Source organism: Xanthomonas arboricola pv. juglandis (assembly GCF_001013475.1).
In the GTDB taxonomy this organism is placed as follows: Bacteria; Pseudomonadota; Gammaproteobacteria; order Xanthomonadales; family Xanthomonadaceae; genus Xanthomonas; species Xanthomonas arboricola.
Genome location: NZ_JZEF01000002.1, coordinates 534,784 through 550,814, shown reverse-complemented (window position 1 = coordinate 550,814; position 16,031 = coordinate 534,784). Strand labels below are relative to the sequence as shown.

12 protein-coding genes are annotated in these 16,031 nt (G+C 68.5%); 5 read left to right on the top strand and 7 right to left on the bottom strand.

Going from position 1 to position 16,031, the window contains the following annotated elements:
• Positions 1-153: 153 nt before the first annotated feature.
• From XARJCFBP2528_RS07760 to XARJCFBP2528_RS07750, 3 genes are read right to left on the bottom strand one after another with little or no spacing between them, the layout of a single operon-like run.
• Positions 154-1,029, bottom strand: a complete 876-nt coding sequence (locus XARJCFBP2528_RS07760) for an NAD(P)-dependent oxidoreductase (RefSeq protein ID WP_026064096.1) — start codon at positions 1,027-1,029, stop codon at positions 154-156.
• Positions 1,030-1,066: 37 nt separating this feature from the next.
• Positions 1,067-2,185 (bottom strand): NADH:flavin oxidoreductase/NADH oxidase, encoded by a 1,119-nt coding sequence (locus tag XARJCFBP2528_RS07755; protein ID WP_026064095.1) that lies wholly within the window; start codon positions 2,183-2,185, stop codon positions 1,067-1,069.
• A gap of 60 nt (positions 2,186-2,245) precedes the next feature.
• On the bottom strand, positions 2,246-3,109 hold the full coding sequence (locus tag XARJCFBP2528_RS07750; protein ID WP_016901465.1) for an NAD-dependent protein deacetylase: 864 nt from the start codon (positions 3,107-3,109) through the stop codon (positions 2,246-2,248).
• A gap of 215 nt (positions 3,110-3,324) precedes the next feature.
• Between XARJCFBP2528_RS07750 and XARJCFBP2528_RS07745 the strand changes: the two genes are divergently transcribed.
• A complete protein-coding gene (locus tag XARJCFBP2528_RS07745) occupies positions 3,325-4,101 on the top strand; it encodes a response regulator transcription factor (protein WP_016901462.1) in 777 nt (258 codons plus the stop codon).
• Here the strand turns inward: XARJCFBP2528_RS07745 and XARJCFBP2528_RS07740 are convergent.
• A complete protein-coding gene (locus XARJCFBP2528_RS07740; protein WP_230673752.1) occupies positions 4,064-5,377 on the bottom strand; it encodes a sensor histidine kinase in 1,314 nt (437 codons plus the stop codon). The two genes, XARJCFBP2528_RS07745 and XARJCFBP2528_RS07740, sit on opposite strands and share 38 nt — an antisense overlap.
• A gap of 213 nt (positions 5,378-5,590) precedes the next feature.
• Here XARJCFBP2528_RS07740 and XARJCFBP2528_RS07735 point away from each other — a divergent pair, with 213 nt between their 5' ends.
• Together XARJCFBP2528_RS07735 and XARJCFBP2528_RS07730 are read left to right on the top strand one after the other, a co-directional pair.
• Positions 5,591-7,909 (top strand): YadA family autotransporter adhesin, encoded by a 2,319-nt coding sequence (locus XARJCFBP2528_RS07735; protein ID WP_026064094.1) that lies wholly within the window; start codon positions 5,591-5,593, stop codon positions 7,907-7,909.
• Positions 7,910-7,965: 56 nt separating this feature from the next.
• The gene (locus tag XARJCFBP2528_RS07730; RefSeq protein ID WP_016901454.1) at positions 7,966-9,921 is read left to right on the top strand and encodes a S8 family serine peptidase; all 1,956 of its coding nucleotides are present in this window, start codon (positions 7,966-7,968) and stop codon (positions 9,919-9,921) included.
• A gap of 507 nt (positions 9,922-10,428) precedes the next feature.
• Here the strand turns inward: XARJCFBP2528_RS07730 and XARJCFBP2528_RS07725 are convergent.
• Positions 10,429-11,715: an MFS transporter gene (locus XARJCFBP2528_RS07725; protein ID WP_016901452.1), complete on the bottom strand. Its 1,287-nt coding sequence runs from the start codon at positions 11,713-11,715 to the stop codon at positions 10,429-10,431.
• 97 nt (positions 11,716-11,812) lie between these two features.
• On the opposite strand from XARJCFBP2528_RS07725, the gene XARJCFBP2528_RS07720 reads away from it, so the two are divergent.
• A complete protein-coding gene (locus XARJCFBP2528_RS07720) occupies positions 11,813-12,700 on the top strand; it encodes a LysR family transcriptional regulator (RefSeq protein ID WP_016901450.1) in 888 nt (295 codons plus the stop codon).
• A gap of 575 nt (positions 12,701-13,275) precedes the next feature.
• Complete coding sequence (locus XARJCFBP2528_RS07715) at positions 13,276-13,944, top strand: VOC family protein (protein WP_016901447.1); 669 nt, start codon at positions 13,276-13,278, stop codon at positions 13,942-13,944.
• An 18-nt stretch (positions 13,945-13,962) separates the two neighbouring features.
• Here the strand turns inward: XARJCFBP2528_RS07715 and XARJCFBP2528_RS07710 are convergent, their stop codons facing one another.
• Both XARJCFBP2528_RS07710 and XARJCFBP2528_RS07705 read right to left on the bottom strand, forming a co-directional pair.
• The gene (locus XARJCFBP2528_RS07710) at positions 13,963-14,769 is read right to left on the bottom strand and encodes a TatD family hydrolase (RefSeq protein ID WP_016901445.1); all 807 of its coding nucleotides are present in this window, start codon (positions 14,767-14,769) and stop codon (positions 13,963-13,965) included.
• Between the two features lie 223 nt (positions 14,770-14,992).
• Positions 14,993-15,910, bottom strand: coding sequence for a LysR family transcriptional regulator (locus XARJCFBP2528_RS07705; RefSeq protein ID WP_016901444.1), 918 nt, complete (start codon positions 15,908-15,910; stop codon positions 14,993-14,995).
• Positions 15,911-16,031: the final 121 nt, after the last annotated feature.

Below are 16,031 nucleotides of genomic sequence, written 5' to 3'. Positions count from 1 at the left end.
GGCGTCGCCTCGCCCCCTCACCCCAACCCCTGCTCCGCGCCCCGGCCCGCGCCAGCCGCGCGGGCACTCCGAGGCACGCGCGCCAGTGACGCGCAAGCCGTGCCGCCCCGCCGGGACGGGAGAGCGGCTAGCTCCGCTTTGCGGAGGCGGCGATCAGGCCTGCCCGGCCCGCCGCGCCGATACCTCTGCCAGCACCGCCCAGTCGGCGTTGCCGTCGCCATGCGCGATGGCCTCGTCCAGCCCGGCGCGCAACAACTCGCCCAGCGGCATCGGTACCTGCTTGTCGGCGCCGGCCTGGATCGCCAGATCCACATCCTTGCGGCCCAGGGTGGCGGTGAAGCCGGCGGGCAGGTATTCGCGCTGCATGATCAGGCGGCCGTAGCCCTGGTACGCGGGCGCGGCGAACAAGGTGCTGGTGAGCATGCCCAGGAACTGGGTGGCGTCCACGCCGTGGCCGCGTGCCAGCGTGCTGGCTTCGGCCATGGCGCCGATCGCGCTGGCCAGGCAGAAGTTGACCGCCAGCTTGACCGCATTGGCCTGCTCGGGGGTGTGGCCGATCTCCCAGGTGCGTTGACCGAGCACATCGAACATTGGCTGCACGCGCGCCAGCGCCGCCTCGTCGCCGGCGGCCAGAATGTTGAGCTTGCCGGCTTCGGCCACATCGACCCGGCCGAGTACCGGTGCGGCCACGTAGGCCACGCCGCGCTCGGCATGCAGGGCGGTCAGCTCGTGCGCCAGTGCCACCGAGATGGTGGCCATGTTGACGTGCACGCTGCCGGCCGGCAGCGCGTCCAGCACGCCTTGCTCCAGCACGGTGGCACGCACCGCGTTGTCGTCGGCCAGCATCGAAAACAGCAACGGGCCGTGCGCGGCGTCGCGCGGTGCATCCACCACCGTGGCACCTGTATCGCGCAGCGACTGCGCGCGCTCCGGCGAGCGATTCCACACACGCAGTTCGAAACCGCCGCGCAGCAGGTTGTGCGCCATCGGCAGGCCCATCGTCCCCAAGCCCAGAAATCCTATCGGCATGCGTTGTCCTTGTTCGTTATGACGTCTATCGGATGGATCAGCTGGCGAATACGCCACGCGCATCGCGTGGCTCGCAGCGCAGGTATTGCGGCGAGGGCGTGACCGATGCGCCCAGTGCGGCAGCGGCATGCCACGGCCAGCGCGGGTCGTACAGGATGCCGCGCGCCAGCGCGATCGCGTCGGCCTGGCCGTCCTGCAGGATCGCCTCGGCCTGCGCCGGCTCGGTGATCAGGCCCACACCGATCACCGGCGTGCTGACCTGCGCCTTGATCTGCTGCGCAAACGGGATCTGATAGCCCGCCTGCACCGGAATCTGCTGGCGCGGATCCAGCCCGCCGCTGGAGACATGGATGTAGTGCGCACCGCGCGCATCCAGCGCCTTGGACAAGGCGATGCTCTGCTCGAGATCCCAGCCGCCCTCCACCCAATCGGTGGCAGAGATGCGCACGCCGATGGCGAGCTTGTCCGACACCGCCGCGCGCACTGCGTCGAAGATGCGCAGCGTCAGCCGCATGCGGTTTTCCAGCGAACCGCCATACGCATCGCTGCGCTGATTGCTCAGCGGCGACAGGAACTGATGCATCAGATAGCCATGCGCGGCATGCAGCTCGATCAGCGCCAGGCCCAGGCGTTCGGCGCGCCGTGCTGCATCGACAAAGGCCTGCACCACCGCATCGATGCCGGCCTGGTCCAGTGCCTGCGGCAACGGCTGACCGTCACGGAACGCCAGCGCCGATGCGGACACGGTCTGCCAGCCATGCGCGTGATCCGGCGCGATGGCCTCGCCGCCGTTCCACGGCAGATCGGTGGAGGCCTTGCGCCCGGCGTGCGCCAGTTGGATGCCGATCGGCATCGGCGACCACCGCCGCACCGAGTCCAGCACCTCGCCCAGCGCCTGCTCGGTGGCATCGTCGTACAAGCCGAGGTCGGCGTAGGAGATGCGCCCCTGCGGCTGCACCGCGGCCGCTTCCAGGATCAGCAGGCCGGCACCGGATTGCGACAAGGTGCCCAGATGGATGCGGTGCCAATCGCTGGCGCGGCCGTCCTGTGCGGAGTACTGGCACATCGGGGCGATGACGATCCGGTTGGCGAGCGCAAGCGGACCGAAGCGGATGGGGGAGAACAGCTGGCTCAAGGGGGCATCCACAGATGACACGGGGATGCCCATTGCACTGCGCCACGCGCGTGGGCACAACCGCTGCGATGGATCACTGCGTCATGCCGAACGCGCACTGGCGTCGTTGACGCTGCGTGCACGCAGTGGATCGAACGGGGTGTGCAGGAACGCCAGCGCCTGCGCGCACGACTGTTCGACCTTCAGGCTGAGCAGCTCGTCCGCGCGGGTGCGCCCGAAGTTGAGCGCGGCGATCGGCAGGCCGTTGCGTGCAGCGGTCTGCACGAAACGAAAACCCGAATACACCATCAGCGACGAGCCCACCACCAGCACCGCATCGGCCGCCTGCAGATGCGCAAATGCGCGCTCCACGCGCTCGCGCGGCACGTTCTCGCCAAAGAACACCACATCCGGCTTCAGCACACCGCCGCACACCGGGCACGGCGGCACCACAAAACTGTCGAAGGCCACATCGTCCAGGTCCGCATCGCCATCGGGCGCCTGTGCCGCGTCCAGGTCGGCCCAGCCGGGGTTGGCGTGCTCGAGCAGCAGCTGGAATTCGGTACGGGGCATGCGCCGCTCGCAACCCATGCAGCGCACCACATCGAGCCGGCCATGCAGATCGATCACCGCCTCACTGCCGGCGGCCTGATGCAGGCGGTCCACGTTTTGCGTCAGCAGCAGTTCCAGCTGGCCGCGCGCTTCCAGTGTGGCCAATGCGTGATGGGTGGCATTGGGTTGCGCCAGCCCGAAGCGCGGCCAGCCGACCAGGCTGCGCGCCCAATACCGCTGCCGCGTGGACAGCTCGCCCATGAAGGCCTGGAACGTCACCGGTTGCGGACGCTTCCAGCCGCCTTGCAGATCGCGGTAATCGGGAATGCCCGAATCGGTGCTGCAACCGGCGCCGGTGAGCACGAACAGGCGGCGATGGCGTTGCACGAAATCGCTGAGCATCGAATCGGACATGCATGTACCACCTTGACCTTGGCAACGCGGCGGATCATCGCATGCATGCCGGCATCGCACTGCGTGCTGCGGACTGGACCGCATTGAAAGCGCCCGGGAAACTGGCTACTGTCGGGCTGCCGCGCAAACGAAACCGTGTCGCGCGCGGCGCAGCATGCGCACCACCTGCGCGACGCACCGCACCGGGACTCCGACATTCATCTGTTCTTCGCATTGTGAGCAACGCCCGCCGCCCGGACGCTCCGCCGCCTGTCGCGTATGCGCCCTTGCGCGTGGCGTTGCTGGAAGACGACGACGTGCTGCGCGAGCGGGTGTTGTTGCCAGGATTGCAACGCCACGGTTTCGAAGTGATTGCGTTACGCACCATCCGGGCATTGCTTGCGCTATTGCGCAGCGCAAGCGTGGAGTTAATCGTGCTCGACATTGGCCTGCCCGATGGCGACGGTTTTGGCTTGACCCGGCAGTTGCAGGCGATGCGCCCGGCATTGGGCATCGTGATCCTGAGCGGGCGCGGCGATCAACCCGACCGGCTACGCGGGCTGAGCCAGGGCGCCGATGCGTACCTGGTCAAGCCGGTGGAGATCGAGATGCTGGCTGCCACGCTGTTCAGCGTGGCGCGGCGTCTGCCGCGAGGGGCGGCAGACGCACCGAGCGTACCCGCGACTGCCGCGCCCGATGCCTGGCAGCTGCAGGACGACGGCTGGTGCCTGTTCGCGCCAGATGGCAGCGCCGTGCCGTTGACCGGCTCGGAACGATTGGTGCTGCAGTGCCTGTGGCAGTCGTCCGGGCGGCTGGTGAGCCGCAGCGCGCTGCTGACCGCGCTGGGCGGCAGCCTGGGCATCGAGATCGATCCGCACCGGCTGGATGCATTGCTGCATCGGCTGCGCCACAAGGTGCTGGAGCGCAGCGGCACCGCATTGCCGCTGACCTCCGTGCGCGGCGCCGGCTACCTGCTCATGCCGCAGGTGCGGGCACCAACGGCAGGCTCATGACGAACTGCGTGCCTGCGCCCGGCACACTGTCCACACTCAGCAAGCCGCCGGCCTGCAGCACAAGTTCGTGCGCCACTGCCAGGCCCAGACCGGTGCCCTTGCCGACCGGCTTGGTGGTGAAGAACGGCTCGAATACCTGCGCCAATACCTCGGCCGGCATGCCGTGGCCGGTATCGACCAAGGCAATGCGGACCATCGTGTGCTGCCGCGACACCCGTACGCTGAAATTGCCGCCATCGGGCATCGCATCACGTGCATTGGCGGCGAAGTTGAGCATGACCAGGTCGAACTGGCTGCGGTCCAGACAGACCGGCACCGGCGCTGCGCAGGTGTCCACCTGCAGTCGCACGTGCGCGCCGAGCAGGTGCGCCAGCATGGGGGCGATCGCCTGCACCGCCTGCGCCGCATCGAAGTGCGTTGGCACTGCCAGATCGCGTCGGCTGAAGCTGAGCAGCTTGCCGCTGATGGTGCTGCCGCGCTGCGCGGCCAGGGCAATGCCTTCCAGCGCCTCGGCCATCGCCACGGCATCGCGCGGCGGGTCGAAGTCCAGTTCGTGCAGGCGATGGCGCTGCTCGGCGTATCCCAGGATCGCGCCGAGGATGTTGTTGAAGTCGTGCGACACGCCACTGGCCAGCTGGCCCACCGATTCGATTTTCTGCAGATGCAGCACGCGCTGCTGCGCCTGCTCGCGCTCGCGGATTTCCACCTGTAGGCGCGCCGCGGTACGCCGCGCACGGTGCAGGCTTTCGCGCAGCGCCGCCACGCTGCGATCCAGCACCAGGGTGACCATCAGATAGCTCATCGCCAGCGACGGCAGATTCTGGAACGGGCTGCGCCCGTCCTGCGGATTGCGTCCCCACGGGCTGGCCATGCCCAGCAGAAACACCAGGGCGATGCACGCATAGACGCTCCACAGCGCGCGCCGCCCGATCACCAATGCCGCCAGGGTCAGCAGCAGCAGCGGGAACGGGTCGAAGGCCTGCAATTGATAACCGAATGCCACATTGGCGATTACCGCCGAGCACAGCACCACCGTGATGAACATGCCGATCGCCGGTTTCACTGCGCCCTGGCGGATGCGCCAGATGCCGTACCAGGCCGCGAGGGCGATCGCCGCGTCGGTGCCCAGGTCCACCGCCAACTGCACGGTCGTCATCTGCAGTCTGGCGTTGAGCAGGATGTACAGCTTGTTGAGCGGGATCTCCAGGCCCAGATACAACAGCAACAGTTGCAGCGCAGGTGCATTGCGGCGATCCACCGGGTCGCGTACCGGCACCCGGCGCAACCAAACCGCTGCGCTACGCCAGCAGCGTTGCAGCCAACTCAGTGACCGCATTTGTGAAAGGCATCGCACCGGCACTGGCATGGCGGTGAGTCTAGCGTGAAACGGGCGTGAGTCTTCGCGCATTGATCGGCGAAAACCCGGCTGACTTAATCGCGGGTAAATTCCCCACCGCCGTCACCGACGGCACCAGCCCAGGTGTTTCGCATGTCTACGCTCCGTCCGTTACCGGCACCATGTCTGTCCGGCGCCGCCCCCATCGTTGCGCAATTGTCTTACAGCCTGTTGACCGCCGGCCTGTTGCTGGCGCTGGCCAGTTCGGCGGCGTTTGCGCAGACGACGCCGACCGCCGCAACAGCGGCAGTGTCCGCAGCGCCGACCGATGCCAGCACCGTGAGCGAACCGGTCGAATCGAATGACGCCACTGACCCCAACGACAATGTGACGCCGCTGTCCGCGCAGGCGGCCGAGTATTACTTCCAGGCCGAAGGGCTCAACGATGGCAGCGACAGCGCCGTGGCCGCCGGAACGCGCGCAGTGGCGGTCGGTCCGCGTGCGGACGCCAGCGGCGGTTGGGCGGTGGCCGTCGGCCATCACAGCACCGCCTCGGCGGACGCGGCCATCGCCATGGGCGACGGTGCGCTGGCAAGCGGTACCTCGTCGATCGCGATCGGCGGCAGTTTCTTCGGCAGCGGCTTCGGCGATGCGCAGGGCGCCACCAGCACCGGCTTCGGCTCGCTGGCGGTGGGCACCTTTGCCCAATCCAGCGGAGCTTCCGCCGCCGCGCTTGGCTGGGCCTCCAGTGCCGGCGGCGACAGTGCCGTGGCGGTCGGGGCTTCGGCCGATGCCAATGCCCAATACGCCACCGCGCTGGGCAGCTCCTCGCGCGCCGAGGCCGAGCAATCGCTGGCCGCCGGTTACGCCGCCACCGCCAGCGGCGTCGGTGCAATCAGCCAGGGCGGTTTCAGCACCGCGTCCGGCTTCTTCGGCATCGCCATCGGTTACGGCGCCGGCGCTACCGGCGATGGCGGGATCGCCATCGGCGATGCTGCGTCGGCGGCCGGCCAGCAGAGCGTGGCCATCGGCGCCAGCAATGCCAACATCCCCGCGCAGGCCAATGGCATCGGCAGCACCACCGTTGGCGCGGGCGCCTGGTCGCTGGCCGACTACGGCACCGCGTTGGGCTTCGACAGCCATGCCGATGCCGAACTGAGTATCGCCATCGGTGCCCACGCCATCGCCACCAGCCTGAGTAGCGTGTCGATCGGCGACAGCGCGTTTGCCGACGGCGACTACGCGCTGGCGCTGGGCTCGATCGCCAGCGCCAACGGCAGCGGTGCGGTCGCACTGGGCAGCGGCGCCACCGCGTTGGGTGAAAACACACTGGCTGTGGGCTTCAACGCCTCGGCGCCGGCATCCAACAGTGTTGCGCTGGGTGCGGGTTCCTCGGCCGAGCGCGCCGACAGCGTGGCGTTCGGCAGTGAAGGCGCCGAGCGTCAGTTGACCCATGTGGCGGCCGGCACCGCTGCCACCGATGCGGTCAACGTTTCGCAACTGCAGAGCATCGCCACTGCGCTTGGCGCCGGCTCGGTACTCGACAACGGCGTCCTGGTCGGCGGCACGTATCTGATTCAGGGCACCAGCTACGCCAGCGTCGGTGCGGCGATGACCGCCCTGGATCAGGCACTGAACGGCCTGGACAGCGGCGGCGCCAACAGCGGCACGGTCGCGGTGGGCGGCAGCGGCAGCGATGCGCAGATCGGCGCCGGTACCAACGCGGTGGCGATCGGCTCCAATGCGGTTGCCAATGGGGAAAACGGCATGGCCGTGGGCACCAGCGCACTGGCCTACGGCCCCAACGACACCGCGCTGGGCGCCAATGCCCGCGTCAATGCCGACGGCAGCACCGCCGTTGGCGCCAATACCAGCATCGCCGCCACCGCCACCAATGCGGTGGCGGTGGGCGAAAGTGCCAGCGTCGGCGCCGCCTCCGGCACCGCGATCGGCCAGGGTGCGGCGGTGAGCGCCGACAACGCCGTGGCGCTGGGCCGCAATGCGGTGGCCAACCGCGCCAACACGGTATCGGTGGGCAGTGCCGGTGCAGAGCGCCAGGTGGTCAATGTCGCCGCCGGCACGGCCGCCACCGACGCGGTCAACCTGCAACAGCTGCAGGCCGGCGACGCAGCGTCGGTGGCCACGGCCAACGCCTATACCGACAACCGCATCGACAGCTGGGACACCAACCTCGCCTCGTTGCGCAGCGACACCGACCGCCGCTTCCACAGCCTGGACCAGCGCATCGATCGCATGGGCGCGATCAGCGGTGCCTACGCGGGGATGGCAATGAACACCGCTGGCCTGTCCGGTGCCAACCGGGTGGGCGTCGGCGTCGGCTCGCAGGGCGGCGAAAGCGCGCTGGCGGTCGGTTATCAGCGTGCGCTGGGCAATCGCGCCAGCGTGTCCATCGGCGGAGCCTTCGCCGGCAACGAGAAGAGCGTGTCGGCCGGCGCCGGCTTCAGCTGGTAAGCCGCCTGCCCCCCTCGCCCGCCTGCTCCCCCCGCGTTTCTTCCAGAGACTTCTTCATGTCGAACCGTATCCCGCTCCTCGCACCGGCGCTGCTGTCCCTGTCGCTGGGCCTTGCGCTTCCCGCCGCCCACGCGCAATCGGCCTCCACGCCATTGTCGGTACTCTCCAGCGGCAGCCAATCGCGCTTTTACGATGGCCTGATCGTCACCTACCGCAACGGCAGCACCGAACGCCGCGATCCCCATGCTGCAGCCGCCAGACTGAGTATGGTCATGGCCGCGCCGGCCACCCGTACGCAGTGGTCCAGCCATTACCGCCAGAGCGCGCCCAGTTTGCAGCGGGTACGTCGGCTTGCCATCGGCGCCGATCTGGTGCGCCCCAACCGCCGCCTCAGCGATGCCCAGCTCGACAGCGTGATGCAGGCGCTGAAAGCCGATCCGTCGGTGGCGCACGTGGAACCGAACCTGCTGCTGCAGCCGATCCGCAGCACCGCCATGGCCACCGTTGCCGCAATCGCCACGCCGCCGAACGATCCGGGCTTCGAGGTGCAATGGCACCTGCGCGCGCCGGATGGTCATCTGGAAACGCTCGCACCGGACACCGCCAGCTACGCCAACCGCGGCGGCATCGATCTGCTGCCGGCCTGGCAGTACGGCGATGGCAGCGGCGTGGTGGTGGCGGTGATCGACACCGGCATCACCCAGCACCCGGATCTGGACCTGTCGCTGGCCGATGCCGGTTACGACTTCATCAGCAACGCCTTCATTTCCGGCCGTGCCAGCGATGGCCGCGTCGCCGGCGGCTGGGATACCGGCGACTGGACCAGCGACGACAAGTATCTGGAGAGCAACGGCGGTTGCGCACCGCCGGGGCAGCAGAGCGACAGCTCCTGGCACGGCACCCACGTGGCCGGCACCATCGCAATGCTGACCAACAACGCCCTGGGCATGGTGGGCATCGCGCCCCAGGCCAGGATCCTGCCGGTGCGCGCACTGGGTCATTGCGGCGGAACCACCGCCGATATCGCCGACGCCATCGTCTGGGCTTCCGGCGGCAGTGTGGCAGGCGTGCCGGACAATCCCAATCCGGCCGAAGTGATCAACATGAGCCTGGGCGGCCCTGGCATCTGCAGCAACGACACCATCACCGCGCAGGCGATCGCGGCCGCCATCGCGCGTGGCACCACCGTGGTGGTGGCCGCCGGCAACGACGGCATCGATGCCGGCGGCTCCACGCCGGCCAGTTGCCCCGGCGTGATCAACGTGGCGGCCACCGGCATCACCGGCAAGCGGGCGTTCTACTCCAGCTACGGCAACAGCGTGACCCTGGCCGGCCCGGGCGGCGGCGTGTACCCGGACGACGGCTCCAGCGGCACCGCCGTGCGCGCCGGGCTGATCTGGTCCAGCCTCAATCGCGGCACCCACGCGCCGGGCGAGCCTTCCTATGCCGGCTACTCCGGCACGTCGATGGCGGCACCGCACGTGGCCGGTGTCGCGGCATTGGCCATCAGCGCAGCGGTCGCCAACAACCAGCCGGTCCCGACACCGGCCAGGCTGCGCGAGATCCTGACCCAGACCTCGATCCCGTTCCCGGTCAAGCCAACGCTGCGCATCGGCGCCGGCATTCTCAATGCCAATGCCGCGGTCGCCCGCGCGGCCGGCGTCACCAGCGGTGGTGGCGAGCAACAGGCGGTGTTGCTCAGCCGCGGCGCGACCATCAGCGCCGTGAGCGCCACCGCTGGCGAAGGCCCGCTGTATCGCCTGGATGTGCCGGTCAATGCGCGCAATCTGCAGATCCGCACGCTCTCCGGCCGTGGTCAGGTCAAATTGTATGTGCGCACCACACGCGCACCCGGTGCCGACGGCAGCAATGCCGACTACAGCTCCACGCGACCTGGCACTACCCAGAGCGTCCAGCTGGCATTGCCGGCTACCGACAGCTACTTCATCCGCGTGGTCGGCGGCACCGGCGGTTACAGCAACCTGAGCATCATGGCGAACTACGCACTGTAGGCAGCGATGCTTGGTGTCGTTGTGTCGTTAGTCGCTTTGTCGTGTCGTACCAGATGCGACATGCGGCATGCTTTGCACAGCGGCGCGCCTGGATGCGGCGGTTTGCGGCACCCAGGCGCGCCGGCCCGATCGAGCGCCAACTGGCCGAGTTGGAGCGACGTGCGCGCTGCTGGCAACGTGGCGCGAGGGGCGGCGGAGACGACGCCTGCGCCCTCCCCTGCAATGCGGCGCAAGCACCGCAATCACGCTGCTCAGCCCGCATCGCCGCGCTCGCTCGGCGTGGTTTTGGCAGGCGGCGCGGCCACTCATCCCAGGCGACTCACACCTCTCACGCCTTTCTACCGCTCGCACCGCAGGCGCTGCCGTCGGCAACCTGCGCGAACCGGACTTTACGAATCCCGAATCCCGAATTCGCCAACCTGCCTGCCGAGCAGACGCGCATGCAACGCGCGGGGGTGTCCACGTCGGCCACGGTCACTACCCGATGATCGCGTCGGCCGCTCTGCATCACTCGCCGCGTGCAGGATGCGGCGCAAAGCGCCCGTACGGCCGCGTGTCGTCGGCGCGCTGGCGCAGCACGTAGGCCGCGGCGAAGGCGAGCGCCAGCAAGGTCAGGCACATGCCGACCAGCGCGCCCCAGCCACCGTGTTGCCAGAACCAGCCGCCAAGCGCGCCGATCACGCTGGAGCCGGCGTAATACGCCAGCAGATACAGCGATGCGGCGTGACTGCGGTGCGCACCGCCGAGCCGGCTCACCCACGCGCTGGCCGCCGAATGCGCAATGAAGAAGCCGATCGTCAGCAACACGATGCCGGCCACCACCAGCGCCAGCACATGCGCCAGGGTCAGCGCCACGCCGAGGATGCACAGCACGATGCCGGTGGTGACCACCGGGCCGCGCCCGAAGCGATCCGACGCCGCACCGGCCACCGACGAACTGACGATGCCGAACACATAGGCGCTGAAGATCATGCCGATCTGGCTCTGGCTCAGGCCGAATTCCGGCCCGCCCAGCCGGAAGCCGGCGTAGTTGTAGAGGCAGACGAACACGCCCATCAACAGGAACGGCAGCGCGAACAGGAACGGCAGGTTGCGGTCGCGCAGATGCCCGGCCCAGGCGCGCAGATGGAAGCGCAGGTTGATGCCGTGCCGGCGCACGAAGTTGCGCGACGGCGGCAGCAACCAGAAGAACGCCAGCGCGCACAGCAAGTCGAACACGCTCAACGCCGCCAGTGCGGTGCGCCAGTCGTAGTGGTCGGTCAGCACGCTCATCACGATGCGCCCGCTCATGCCGCCGAAGGCATTGCCGGCCACATACAGGCCGGTGGCCGCGCCCATCTTGTTGGCCGGCAGTTCCTCGCCCAGATACACCATCGCCACCGCCGGCACCCCGCCCAGCGCGATACCGGACAAGGTGCGCACCAGCACCAGCGCGCCCCAGTGCGGCAGGAAGGCGGCGACCAGGTTGAGCACCGCGGCCAGCGCGATCGACACAAACATCAGCCCGCGCCGGCCCAGGTTCTCCGACACTGCGCCGGCACAGAAGATCGCCAGGGCCAGCGCGCCGGTGGCCAGCGACAACGGCAGCGAGGCGGTGGCCGCGTCCACGCCAAAAGCGCGTGCAAACTCCGGCAGCACTGGCTGCACGCTGTACAGCAGCGAGAAGGTGGCAAAGCCGGCCAGGAACAGGGCCAGGCGGATGCGGCCGCTGGCGGGCGCACCGGCGGCGGCGTTGTCGGCAAGGCCAGCGGTAGCGCCCGGCAGGCTGCCGGTGCGGCGATCAGGAGAGGACACAGGCGCAGCATCGAGACGTGGGACGGCGAGTATTCGCCTGCGCTGACCCCCTGTCCAATATATGATCGTGGCAGTTGCCATATGCAGAACAGATAGCATGGAACTTCGCCACCTGCGCTACTTCCTGGCTGTCGCCGAGGAGGGCAACTTCACCCGCGCCGCAGCGCGGGTCGGCATCGGCCAGCCGCCGTTGAGCCAGCAGATCCAGGCGCTGGAGCGCGATCTGGGCACGCCGCTGTTCCGGCGCACCCACAGCGGCGCCGAGCTGACCCCGGCCGGCGAGGCCTTCCTGGTCGAGGTGCGCCGCGTGCTCGCCGATGTGGAGCGCGCCGCGGAAACCGCACGGCGGGTGGCGCGCGGCGAATCCGGCCGGCTGCGGCTGGGCTTCACCGCCTCGGCCGCGTTCAACCCGGTGGTGCCGCACCTGATCCGCGACTTTCGCCGGCAATGGCCGCAGGTCGAGCTGTTGCTGGAAGAGACCAACACCGCCGGGCTGCTGCTGGCCCTGGCCGATGGCCGCCTGGACGCGGCCTTCGTGCGCTACGGCCTGAGCACGCCGCCCGACCTGCAACTGCTGCGCTTTGCCGACGAACCGATGAAGATCGCCGTGCCCACCGCGCATCGGCTGGCCGCCCGCAACAGCGCGCCACTGGCGGCGCTGGCGGGCGAACCGTTCATCCTGTTCCCGCGCAGCTTCGGGTCCAGCCTGTACGACGAGATCCTCGCCGCCTGCCGGCAATCCGGCGTGACCTTGCGCATCACCCAGGAGGCGCCGCAGATGTCGTCCATCGTCAACCTGGTCGCCGCCGAGCTGGGCGTGTCGGTGGTGCCCGCCTCCACCGCGCAGCTGCAGCTGCCCGGCGTGCGCTATCTGGATATCGAAGGCCAGATGCCGCTGGCCCGGCTGGCCCTGGCAGTCGCGCCCGGCGCCCTGGACACCGCGCCGCTGGTCCAGCATCTGTGGGCACTGGCGGAAGTGCTGTGAGCCCGGCTGATCTCGAGCCGACAACACCACGGTTGTTGTAGGAGCGCACCCGTGCGCGATGTGGCTCTACCGGTAACGCCCTCGCGCACAGGTGCGCTCCTACCTGCCAACAGAAGGCCAGATGCCACTGGCCAGGCTGGCCCTGGCGGAAGTGCTGTGAGCCAGGGTGATCTTGAGCCGACAGCACCACGGTTGTTGTAGGAGCGCACTTGTGCGCGATGTGGCTCTCCCGGTAACGCCCTCGCGCACAAGTGCGCTCCTACACCTGCCCAGGCGGAAAGATGTTGGATTGGGTTGCCTGCCACCAGCGATGGCGCTGGTTCTCTTGGGCCGAGATCTGATCCACACACCCTCAGCCACACCCGAAGCCATTGATCCTGTGGAAGCACGCATGCCCGCAATGCTGCTTGCCTGGCGACATCATCGCGGCCAGGGCCTTCGCTGCAGACAGCATGCACGTTGCCGACGCGCGCACTTGCCCTGCCGAATCCGGGCACACCATCCAGGCACACCGCTTGACCTCAACCGCGATTGAGGTCGTTCAATGCCTGCACCTTCCATCACCTGCGCCCGCCATGCATCTTCGCCATCTGTTGCTGCCCTGCCTGGACCCCGACCTCAGCCTGCGCTTCTATCGCGAGGTACTGCAGCTGCCGCAGCACGGCAACAGCATTCGCATCGGCTGGAGCAGCCTGGAGTGCGTGCAGGCGCAGCAGCCGGTGGGTAGCGTGCATCTGGCGTTCAACGTGGCGCCGTCGCGCTTCGACGCCGCTGCGCAGTGGATCAGCGAGCGCAGCAAGCTGCTTGCCGATCCACATGGCCGCCGGCAGTTTCAACTGGATGGCGTATGGCAGTCGCGATCGGTGTATTTCGCCGGCCCCGACGGCGCGGTACTCGAGTTGATCGCGCGTCGGGCGGTGCAGGACGTAGCCACCGGCGACGGTGCGTTCCACGGCGACGAGTTGCTGTGCGTGAGCGAGATCGGCTTACCCAGCAACGATGTCGCGGTGGTGACCAGCAGCGTCGCCCATCACTTCGGCGTGCGGCCGTTTGCGCCGGCGCTCGAAGGTTTTGCCGCGCTGGGCGACGATGATGGCCTGTTGATCGTGGTCGATCAGGCGCGGCGCTGGTTTCCGCAGCAGCGGCAGTTGCCGTGGGCAAGCGGCGTGCGGGTCAGCGTGGATGCACCGCAACCGGGGCTGCGCTTGCGCGATGCGCAGGGCTGGGAGTTGCTGGCGGCGTGATCGCCCACGCCGCGCAGGTCATGCCGCCGCTGCAGGCGCGGGCAGACGGAAGAACGCCCGCGCCGCCGCGGTGCTGTTGGCCGCGGTCAGCGCCACCTCCTCGCCACGATCGCGTGCGAGTTCTTCGACGATATGCGACAGGAACATCGGCTCGTTGCGGCGGTCCTTGGGCATCGGCTTGAGCGTGCGCGGCAGCAGGTACGGCGCGTCGGTTTCGATCATCAAGCGGTTGGCCGGGATGTTGCGTACCAGCTCGCGCAGATGCAGGCCGCGGCGCTCGTCGCACAGCCAGCCGGTGATGCCGATGTAGTAATCGCGGTCCAGGTAGTCGAACAGTTCTTCGCGGGTGCCGGTGAAGCAATGCACCACCGCCGGGCCGAGCCGGCCATCGAAGCTGCGCATGATCGACAGGAAATCGTCGTGCGCCTCGCGCTGATGCAGGAACAGCGGTTTGCCGTTGTCGGCAGCCAGTTGCAGCTGGCGCTCGAAGGCCTTGTGCTGGGCCGGACGCGGGGCGAAATCGCGGAAATAATCCAGCCCGCATTCGCCCACCGCCACCACCTGCGGGTGCGCCTGCAGCGTGCGCATTTCGGCCTCGCATTCGGCGGTGAACTCCACTGCGTGGTGCGGGTGCACGCCGGCGGTGGCGTAGAGGAATCCGGGATGCTGCTGGGCCAGCTGCAAGGCCAGCGGCGAATGCTCGCGGCTGGCACCGGTGATCACCAATTGCGCAACGCCTGCGTCGCGTGCGCGTTGCAGCACGGCGTCGCGGTCGCGGTCAAAGGAGTCGTGGGTAAGGTTGGCGCCGATATCGATCAACTGCATATTGCGGTGTCGTGTGGGGAGAGCCGGGCAAGTGTAACGAGTGGGGGTTGTGTGCGCTTCGCGTCCCTTCCCCCGCCGGGAGAAGCTGGCGCGCAGCGCCGGATGCGGGTGCGAGCGGAGCCTCGCATGACCCACCACCCAATGTGGCGTCGCCCCGTCCCCCAACCCAACCCCTCTCCCGCAGGGAGGGGCTGTGCTCCCTTCTTCCAGGAGAGAAAGGGGTTCAACCCACCACCGGCACCACCATCGCATCGATCTTCGCCGCCAGCGCCTGGATCGTCAGCAGCGCCGAGCGCGACAGCTGCCGCTGCGGGGCCACGCACAGTGCCAGCGTCATCGGCTTGGTCAGGTGGCGGCGGAACGGCACGAACGCCAGACGTCCATCGGCCACATCCGGCGCGGCATCCAGCCACGACATCAGGCCCACGCCGGCACCGGCGCGCACCAACCCGCGCAGGGTGCGCACATCGTTGCAGTGGGTCAGCCGCTTCACGTCGATATGCTGGCGCTGGTACAGCACCTTGGCATGCTCGCCGACGATCAGCGGAGCGGCCGGCAGCAGCAGGCGGTGTTCCAGCGTTTCGCTCAGCTGCAGCTCGGTGCGGGTGCTGAGCGGGTGGCCGACCGGCATCGCAATCCCCAGCGGGATGTCGGCAAAGGCGCGCACCTCCAGGTCCACGCTGCTCACCGGGTCCAGCAGCAGGCCGATGTCCACATCGGCCGAGGTCACCATTTCCATCACCCGCTGGTTGCGCGCGGTGGACAGGTTGAAGGTGATGCCGGGGTACTCCTGCACCAGCGCCGCCACCGCTTCCGGCACCACGCCCTCGCTGAGCGCATCGATCATGGCGATCTCCACATGCCCGCGGCGCAGCCCCTTGAGCTCGTCGAAGCGCTCCAGCGTGCGGGCGTAGGCCTTCTCCCAGCCGCGCACGTCCACCAGCAGCAGCTCGCCGGCGGCGGTCAGCCGCAGCCGGCCCGGCAGGCGTTCGAACAGCTGCGCACCCAGCTCTTCCTCGGCCTTGAGGATCTGCCGGTCAATCGCCGAGGCCGACACGTGCAGCACGTCGGAGGCCTTGCGGATGCTGCCGCAGCGGGCCACTTCGATGAAGTAACGGGTGAAGCGGGAAAAGGTCAGCATGCGGCGGGGCTCGGTTGGCGTTGCATTTTTTGCAATGGCTTGGCTGAAAATCGATGTTTGATAACACACCCCCGGCTTCCTAGAGTCAATCCGGCACCGCTCCCGCCCTACGCCAGAGACT